The 6134-nt window shown below is 46.3% G+C and carries 10 protein-coding genes; 6 read left to right on the top strand and 4 right to left on the bottom strand.

The features are described from left to right. The first annotated feature begins 315 nt into the window (after positions 1-315). Positions 316-615, top strand: coding sequence for a hypothetical protein (locus tag IM456_RS16740; RefSeq protein ID WP_287693267.1), 300 nt, complete (start codon positions 316-318; stop codon positions 613-615). A gap of 67 nt (positions 616-682) precedes the next feature. On the opposite strand, the gene IM456_RS16735 is transcribed toward IM456_RS16740, so the two are convergent. Further along, on the bottom strand, positions 683-1660 hold the full coding sequence (locus IM456_RS16735) for a phosphate ABC transporter substrate-binding protein (protein ID WP_287693266.1): 978 nt from the start codon (positions 1658-1660) through the stop codon (positions 683-685). A 106-nt stretch (positions 1661-1766) separates the two neighbouring features. Here IM456_RS16735 and gpmI point away from each other — a divergent pair, with 106 nt between their 5' ends. From gpmI to IM456_RS16710, 5 genes are all read left to right on the top strand, one after another. Beyond that, positions 1767-3365 (top strand): 2,3-bisphosphoglycerate-independent phosphoglycerate mutase, encoded by a 1599-nt coding sequence (gpmI, locus tag IM456_RS16730; protein ID WP_149986746.1) that lies wholly within the window; start codon positions 1767-1769, stop codon positions 3363-3365. Between the two features lie 29 nt (positions 3366-3394). Then, positions 3395-3652: a hypothetical protein gene (locus IM456_RS16725; RefSeq protein ID WP_002736285.1), complete on the top strand. Its 258-nt coding sequence runs from the start codon at positions 3395-3397 to the stop codon at positions 3650-3652. Beyond that, positions 3636-3977 (top strand): type II toxin-antitoxin system RelE/ParE family toxin, encoded by a 342-nt coding sequence (locus IM456_RS16720; RefSeq protein WP_002774217.1) that lies wholly within the window; start codon positions 3636-3638, stop codon positions 3975-3977. The genes IM456_RS16725 and IM456_RS16720 overlap by 17 nt, the downstream gene beginning before the upstream one ends. A 67-nt stretch (positions 3978-4044) precedes the next feature. Beyond that, positions 4045-4278: a preprotein translocase subunit SecG gene (gene secG / locus IM456_RS16715; RefSeq protein ID WP_002736485.1), complete on the top strand. Its 234-nt coding sequence runs from the start codon at positions 4045-4047 to the stop codon at positions 4276-4278. Continuing rightward, positions 4279-4995, top strand: coding sequence for a peptidase (locus IM456_RS16710; protein ID WP_149986745.1), 717 nt, complete (start codon positions 4279-4281; stop codon positions 4993-4995). Positions 4996-5038: 43 nt separating this feature from the next. On the opposite strand, the gene IM456_RS16705 is transcribed toward IM456_RS16710, so the two are convergent. From IM456_RS16705 to IM456_RS16695, 3 genes are read right to left on the bottom strand one after another with little or no spacing between them, the layout of a single operon-like run. After that, the gene (locus IM456_RS16705; RefSeq protein WP_002774212.1) at positions 5039-5410 is read right to left on the bottom strand and encodes a type II toxin-antitoxin system PemK/MazF family toxin; all 372 of its coding nucleotides are present in this window, start codon (positions 5408-5410) and stop codon (positions 5039-5041) included. After that, complete coding sequence (locus tag IM456_RS16700; protein WP_002765629.1) at positions 5410-5610, bottom strand: hypothetical protein; 201 nt, start codon at positions 5608-5610, stop codon at positions 5410-5412. Before IM456_RS16700 ends, IM456_RS16705 begins: the two co-directional genes overlap by 1 nt. After that, entirely contained in the window at positions 5603-5920 is a 318-nt protein-coding gene (locus IM456_RS16695; RefSeq protein ID WP_185238157.1) for a hypothetical protein, read from the bottom strand. The genes IM456_RS16700 and IM456_RS16695 overlap by 8 nt, the downstream gene beginning before the upstream one ends. Positions 5921-6134 lie beyond the last annotated feature (214 nt).

The following is a 6134-nucleotide window of genomic DNA, read 5'->3' as shown; positions in this document are numbered from 1 at the left end:
TTAGGGACTTGCGCTTTGATAATGTACCTTTTGGGCGAACGCAGTTCGCCCCTACATTGTGGACAAAATCCGTTACTGTAGGGGCGCAAAGCTTGCGCCCTCCGATCGATTGGGATATTATTCCCACGCAAGTCCCTTACTTTCAATGAAGCCCAGACAAAGATTCTTAACTTTTTCGCCTCTCTGCTGAATGAGCTAATTATCGTCCTCTTTATCCTCACGGCCCTCTTTTGGCTGGCCCGTTGGCAAGCCCAAGCGGATGCTTGGAAAGATGCCGTCAACGAAACCTCTTCACTGCCCGTCGTCACCCTTCTGATGTCTAAAAATGCCCCTTTAGGACGCAAACTCGATAACCCCCTCGATAATCCGACTGACTTGCGGATCATCGGCGATCGCAAAGCCTACGATCGCCTCCTTGGTGAAGAACTCACCGACCTGAGCAATTCTAACAACCCCAGAGTTTGGCGACTTCTTCTCAAAGGAGACGGTTATGCCTATATTTTCCCCGCCTTACCGAAAAAAGATTCCAGGTTGACCATTCCCGTGGCGATCGTTTATGAAAAAGATAATGGTGTTCAGCTAACCATTCTCAATGCCTCCCCGTCTCCACAGTAAAATAGGCAATGCTCACCCTAGTCATGCAAGGCGTAAAATTTCCCAGATTTTCAGATATTCTCGCTAACTACTTTTGTATATCTTCATTGGCCCGAAAAATCGCTTCTTGACCACCACTAGAGGACACAAAACCCATAAAAGCTTTGACTGCTTCACTAGCAGGTTCTTTGTAAACGTAGTAAAGGGTACGCTGCCAGGGATAATTAGGTTCACTGGCTGAAATTCCGTCCACAGCGAGCGCCCTGACGGTTTTTTGGTCGGCGATTTGGCTATAGGTTGCGTAACTAATGCCATTCAGTCCCAAAACTCGCAAAATTGGGGTAGTGGCATCCCTCTCCATCATTTGAAAATTAGTTCCCGTACCAAATTCTCCCCCTTGCAGGACTTCCTGACGAAAACTTTGATAAGTGCCACTAATAGGAGGACGATTAATCACTTGAATAGTAGCAGCAGAACCTCCCACCTCCGACCAAGAGGTGATTTTTCCGGTAAAAATACCCCTAACTTGGGCAGTGGTTAACCCCCCTGCAAAGGGGTTTTTTACTCCCACCACAATAGCGATCGCATCTCGAACGATCGGACTAGAAGCCAATCCCTGAGAGCGTTCTGACTCGGTTAAAGGTCGTGACACCGCCGCAATATCGATCGCCCCCCGGGCTACTTCCTCTAATCCCTTATCAGATCCTTGAGCATTTGTCAAGACCTCTACCCCCTGAAATTTGGCAGTTAAAGCGGCTTTTAAGGCTTGATTAATCTGTACCATACTGGTAGAGCCGTTAATGCGAATTGTCGTGCCACTGGGGATAGAAGTCGGTGGGGCAAAACTGACCACTCCCTGGGGGGAAGGGGGAGGGGGTAGCGGAGAGGAGGCACTTCCCGATGTTGGCGATTTTTGCGGACTTTTACCGCTGCCACAGAGAAAAAATTCTTGACCCGCAGCACATTGACTTTGCAGCCAGAAGTAACCTCCACCTAAAATGCCCGCAGTGGCTAAAAGAGCGATTATTAAAGCAGTTGTTTCGTTTTTTTGAGACATACCCATCATTTGCTGACATTAGGGGGTCGATCGCCCCGACACCGGTGATCAATGGAAGTTTCGATGATATTATCTTAGTGCATGGAAATCCACTCTTAATTTAGGACTGTATATCATGACCCACGCACCTATATCCCCAGTCGTGCTGGTTATCCTTGATGGTTGGGGTTATCGCCCGCAAAGGTCGGATAATGCGATCGCAATGGCGAAAACCCCGATTATGGATAGTCTCTGGGAAGTGTATCCCCACACCTTAATCCGCACCTCCGCTAAGGATGTGGGACTACCAGAAGGACAGATGGGCAACTCGGAAGTTGGCCACCTGAATATCGGAGCGGGGCGAGTTGTACCACAGGAATTAGTACGAATTTCCGATGCGATCGAAGATGGTTCGATTCAACAAAATCAGGCTTTATTAAAACTCTGCGCCGAGATTCGCCCCAAAAAAAGCAAATTACACCTGATTGGTTTATGTTCCGAGGGAGGAGTCCATTCCCATCTCGATCACTTACTGGGATTATTAGACTTAGCGAAAGTGCAAGGGATTAGCGATGTCTGCATTCATGTCATCACCGATGGTCGCGATACTAATGTCACCGACGGAATGCCAGCTATTAAACGGATTCAAGAACATATTAATAAAATTAAACTCGGTCGCATGGTGACTCTCAGTGGCCGTTATTATGCCATGGATCGGGATCGCCGTTGGGATCGGGTGGAAAAAGCCTATAACGTTATGACCAGTGATCAAGGTATTGACGGGCGATCGATTACTGAAGTATTACAGGCATTTTATGATCAAAATATTACCGATGAATTTATTCCCCCCACCAGAATTGCACCGGGGGCGATCGAAGCAGGCGATGGGGTGATATTCTATAATTTCCGTCCCGATCGAGCTAGACAGTTATGTTATGCCCTGACTATGCCCGATTTTGAAGATTTCGATCGAGATTTAATTTCTCCCCTCAGTTTTGTCACTTTCACCCAATACGATCCGAAATTACCGGTAGATGTGGCCTTTGCTCCCCAGAATTTAAATAATATTTTAGGACAGGTGATCGCTCAACAGGGATTAAAACAGTTTCGTTGTGCGGAAACCGAAAAATATCCCCACGTCACCTACTTTTTTAATGGGGGGTTAGAAAAACCCTTTGAGGGAGAAGTACGCGAATTAATTCCTAGTCCAAAAGTCGCCACCTATGACCAAGCTCCGGCCATGTCGGCAGCCGCGGTGACAGCAGCGGTCTCTGCGGCGATCGAACAGGGGATCTATAGTCTCGTGGTAGTCAATTACGCTAACCCCGATATGGTGGGTCATACGGGCATTTTAGACGCGGCCATGAAAGCAGTGGAAACGGTGGATCTATGCTTGGCTAAGTTGTTAAGTAGCATCAATAAATTGGGGGGAACAGTGTTAATCACCGCGGACCACGGTAACGCGGAAACGATGGTGGATGAGTCGGGTAATCCTTGGACCGCCCACACGACTAATCCCGTTCCTTTAATTTTAATTGAAGGGGAAGGGAGAAAAATACCCGGCCACGGTGGCGATGTGCAGCTGCGGGATGATGGTCGTTTAGCCGATATTGCCCCCACTATCCTGGAAATTCTCTCTATTCCCGTCCCGATAGAAATGACCGGGCGATCGCTGATTAAACCGGCCGAAGTGGAAATTAAAGCCAGTCGCACTCCCGTCCGCATCTCGCTTTAACGAGTAAAAAGTCAATAAAGGGGAATTTTATGCTGAAAACCATCGAAGGTGTTTATCGAGATGGACAAATACACCTAACCGAGTTACCCAATGATATTAGCGATCGCTCACAAGTGCTGGTGACTTTTCTCGATCAAATCGATCCTAGTAAGCTCAGACAACTGATGGAGTATTTAGAGAGCATTGAGGGGATTCAGCAAGGTTTTGAGGAGATAAACTCCGGTAAAACCCGTCCTCTTGCCGATTTTGCCCAAGAAATGGCCGAAAAATATGGTATTTCAGGTTGAAATTACCCCAACTGCCACGGCACAGATCGAAAAAGCCTATCGCTGGTATCGAGGTTATAATGCCGAGTTTGCTGACCGTTGGTTTCGAGGATTAATGAATGCTATTGCGACTCTGCAAGAGAAACCAACTCGTTGTGCTTTAGCGCTCGAACAGACGATTTTTCTACCCAAAGAAGTCCGACAACTTTTTTATGGGAAAGGCAAAAATGTCTATCGAGTGCTTTTTACAATTAGAGATAGTACGGTTTATGTATTATATGTTCGCCATAGCGCCCAAGCACCACTAACACTTGAGGATATAGAGGATGAAGAGGACTCCAGTTGATAACTAATTCAAAGCTGACGGCTTGATAACTGCTATACTTTGTAATGGAAAATAGAGAGTAATGATCATGACAGTGGTGCTGGTAGTACAGATTATTTGGGCGCTGGCGGCGGCCTTTCTGGCGATTTTGGTGTTATTACACAGTCCCAAAGGGGATGGTATTGGCGGTATTGGCGGTCAATCACAGATTTTTACCAGCGCAAAAACGGCGGAAAAAACCTTAAATCAGGTGACTTGGGCGTTGGGGACGGTATTTATCACCCTAACTATTGTACTGAGCGCCGGCTGGTTAAATCGCTAAATGCTAAGAGGTCGGTTCTCTTTTTTAGGACTCGCAGCCTTGGCGAGTCTTTTGCTGTTTTCCTATTCTTTGATTGCCGACAGTCGATCGCTACCGGAGTTAAAAACCCATCCTTTACCCGCTAATTTAGCCCAATGGCAAGAGCAAAACCAGCCCGGGGATTATTTTGATGCTGTGGAAATCAGCCCCGTGGGGGCGTTGATTTGGTCGCAATTTCCCGTGAAGATTTATATTCACAGCGATCGCAGTTCTTGGCTGAGTTTGGTACAAGAGGCGATCGCTGAATGGGGGCAGTATTTGCCGATCGAGTTGGTAAATCGGGCAGAATTGGCCGATATACTCATTAAACAGGAGTTACCGCCGTCGGGAGTCCGTTTTAATCCCGAAACCGGTAAGTTAGAACTGCCTCGGGTGCGTTCTGCCATAACACAATACGAGATTTTTGTCAAGGAAAATCGCCTAACTCATCGGATGAGTATCCAGATTAGTCCTAATTTAGCCGATCGGTCGGCCTTAGCGGCAGCGCGGCACGAATTAGGTCACGCTTTGGGAATTTGGGGTCATAGTCCCCTAGAGACGGATGTGATGTATTTCGCTCAAACTAGAGATATTGCCCCGATTTCTAGCCGGGATATTAACACTTTAAAAAAGGTTTATCAGCAGCCAACTAAGTTAGGTTGGCAGATGAATCAGCTAGGGTATCTAATGCCTGAATAGGTAAATTTCGGTGGCAGGGTTGTCGGGTTCGATGAATTTGTTGTTAAGGAAGCAACATAGTTTGAAGGCTATTGAAAATTCTTCTGTATCGATCGCTTGAAAGAGATCCCAAATAGCGTACTATCCTATTTGAGTCGATCGCTCGTACCTGATCTAAAAGAATAATAGAATTTTGGGGTAAGCCAGCTTCACCAGTCGCCAATTGAGGATATAAAGTGGGTGAAGCAGCTGCCCAAATTTGGTTGCGATCGCTAGTCATGGGAGCAACTATAATCAGAGGAAAACGAGGAATGCCCAACTTTTGAGGAACTCCAATAACTAAAGCGGGACGAATTCCTTCCTGTTCTCTGCCTTGGGGGTTTTGCGTCGGGAATCTGGCGATAACCACATCTCCAACAACTATCGGATCGGACATTAATCTTTGCCACCCTCGACAACTAAGCCAATACTAGAAACATATTGTACGGGTTTGCCTAACATTAAGGGATCTATTTCTCCCCAATCGTAAGGTTCATAATCTTCTAAACGAGATAGTTCGCTATCTAACCAATCATCTCTAGGGGCTGTTTTTTCCGAGGGATTGGGCTGTTTCAGGGAGTCTAAGGGTTTAGTCATGGGGAAAAAATGTCCTATACACAAACATTTTACCCATTATTGACCAACTTTTTAGTTCATCTAAACCTCTATTTCCTCTAGCCATGTCTAAATCGCGCTGATTAAGTTGGGCTGTTGTGGTTTGAAATATTTGTTTGAGTAATTGTTTCGCTTCTTCTCTTTCTTCGTCTGATAAATAATCTTTTCCTTTGACACTGGAAAGATAGCCTTTGCTATTGCCGACAGCTTGAATATAACGCTGTTTTCCCTGATTAAAAATCTCTGTAAATCTCTGATGTTGCTGCCTTTGAATTTCGTTAGGTTGATTCATTATAAGTACAAGTAGGTAGGTGTTAAAAGTTGTCAGACACCCCCCTTATCAAGGTAGCAGGGGGGATCGACACCCCCCTTATGGACTTGCGCTTTGATAATGTACCTTTTGGGCGAACGCAGTTCGCCCCTACATTGTGGACAAAATCCGTTACTGTAGGGGCGCAAAGCTTGCGCCCTCCGATCGATTGGGATATTATTCCCACGCAAGTCCC

Source organism: Microcystis sp. M079S1 (assembly GCF_020246425.1).
GTDB classification, from domain to species: Bacteria; Cyanobacteriota; Cyanobacteriia; order Cyanobacteriales; family Microcystaceae; genus Microcystis; species Microcystis aeruginosa.
The sequence above is the reverse complement of the archived record's forward strand: the minus strand, read 5'-3'. Positions and strand labels throughout refer to the sequence as shown.